Here is a 1,524-nt window from a genome sequence, read left to right on the forward strand (position 1 = left end):
ACCGCAAGGCACTGCCCGCGCCGGCTGACGATGCGTATGCGCGGCGGGGCTACGAGGCGCCGCGCGGGGAGCTCGAGACGGTGCTGGCGCAGCTGTGGGCGGAGCTGCTGGGTCTGGAGCGGGTCGGTCGGCATGACCACTTCTTCGAGCTCGGCGGTCATTCGCTGCTGGCCGTGCGGCTGCTCAGCCGGCTGTCGCAGATTGCGGGTGTGGAACTGTCGCTGGCGATGCTGTTTGCGCGGCCGGTGCTGGCCGATCTGGCCCGTATGACTGCTATCGCTTTGATCGAACGAGAATTCGATCCTGATGAACTTCGGAACCTGCTTTCTTTGGGAATGCGGACATGACAGATCCAACTAGGATCGAGTTAGAAGATCTCGATATTGATGACTTAACCAAGCTTGTCTTACTTGCCAAAGACAGAAATCGTAATGACGGTAAGCGAAAGCCTAGATTGATACAAACCATAGGCCGCGAAGACGTTCTATTGTTGTCGTTTGCGCAGCAGCGGCTGTGGTTTCTGGCACAGCTGGACAAGGACAGTGCCCGCTACCACGTTCCGCTGGGGTGGCGGCTGCAGGGCAGGCTGGATCGCGCGGCGTGGCGACGCAGCCTCGATCAGCTGTATGCGCGCCACGAGGCGCTGCGCAGCGTCTTCGTTGATGCGGAGGAGGGGCCCCGGGTTGAGATCCTGCCACCCGGCACGGGCCTGCCCGTGCTGGAGCACGACCTGCGGGAGCGGCCGGATGCGGCGGCGGCGCTTGTGGCGCTGTGCGCCGAAGAGGCGTGCATGCCTTTTGATCTGGCGCGCGGGCCGCTGGTCCGGGGGCGCCTGATCTGGCTGTCGGAGCAGGAGCATGTCTTCCTGCTGACGCAGCATCACATCGTCTCGGACGGCTGGTCGGTGGGGGTGCTGGTACGGGAACTGGGCAGCCTGTACCGGGCGTTCGTGGCGGGACAGGCCGATCCCCTGCCGGTGCCGGCGATCCAGTATCCCGATTATGCGGCCTGGCAGCGGCAATGGCTCTCCGGGGAGCGGCTGCAGCGTCAGGCGCAGTACTGGCGCGAGGCCCTGTCAGGCGCACCGTCCATGCTCGCGTTGCCGACGGACCGGCCGCGCCCGGCGCGCCAGTCGTTTGCCGGCGCCACGGTGCCGGTGGAGATCGATGCGGAGCTCACGCGGGAACTCAGGCGGCTGGGCCGTGAGCATGGCACGACGCTGTTCATGACGGTGCTGGCGGGCTGGGCGGCGGTGCTCTCGCGTCTGTCGGGGCAGGACGACATTGTGATCGGGGTGCCGAGTGCCAACCGCGGCCGGCGCGAGATCGAGGAGCTGATCGGCTTTTTTGTGAACACGCTGGCGCTCCGGGTGGACCTGTCGGGCGGGCCGGACGTGGCGACGCTTCTGGAGCGGACACGGCGTACGGCCCTGGGGGCGCAGGAGCATCAGGACCTGCCATTCGAGCAGGTGGTGGAGATCGTGCAGCCGCCCCGGGCGCTTGATCACACGCCGCTGTTCCAGGT

The 1,524-nt window shown here is 66.3% G+C and carries 1 protein-coding gene and 1 pseudogene; both read left to right on the plus strand.

The annotated features are described in order from the left end of the window. Window positions 1-347 (plus strand): phosphopantetheine-binding protein (locus tag AB3X89_RS39645; RefSeq protein WP_368587987.1); only part of this gene is annotated, 347 nt, incomplete at its 5' end. A 119-nt stretch (window positions 348-466) separates the two neighbouring features. Then, a pseudogene (locus tag AB3X89_RS39650) lies at window positions 467-1,524 on the plus strand (condensation domain-containing protein); the annotation flags it as partial.

It is taken from the genome of Paraburkholderia sp. BR14320, from assembly GCF_040948665.1.
GTDB classification, from domain to species: domain Bacteria; phylum Pseudomonadota; class Gammaproteobacteria; order Burkholderiales; family Burkholderiaceae; genus Paraburkholderia; species Paraburkholderia youngii.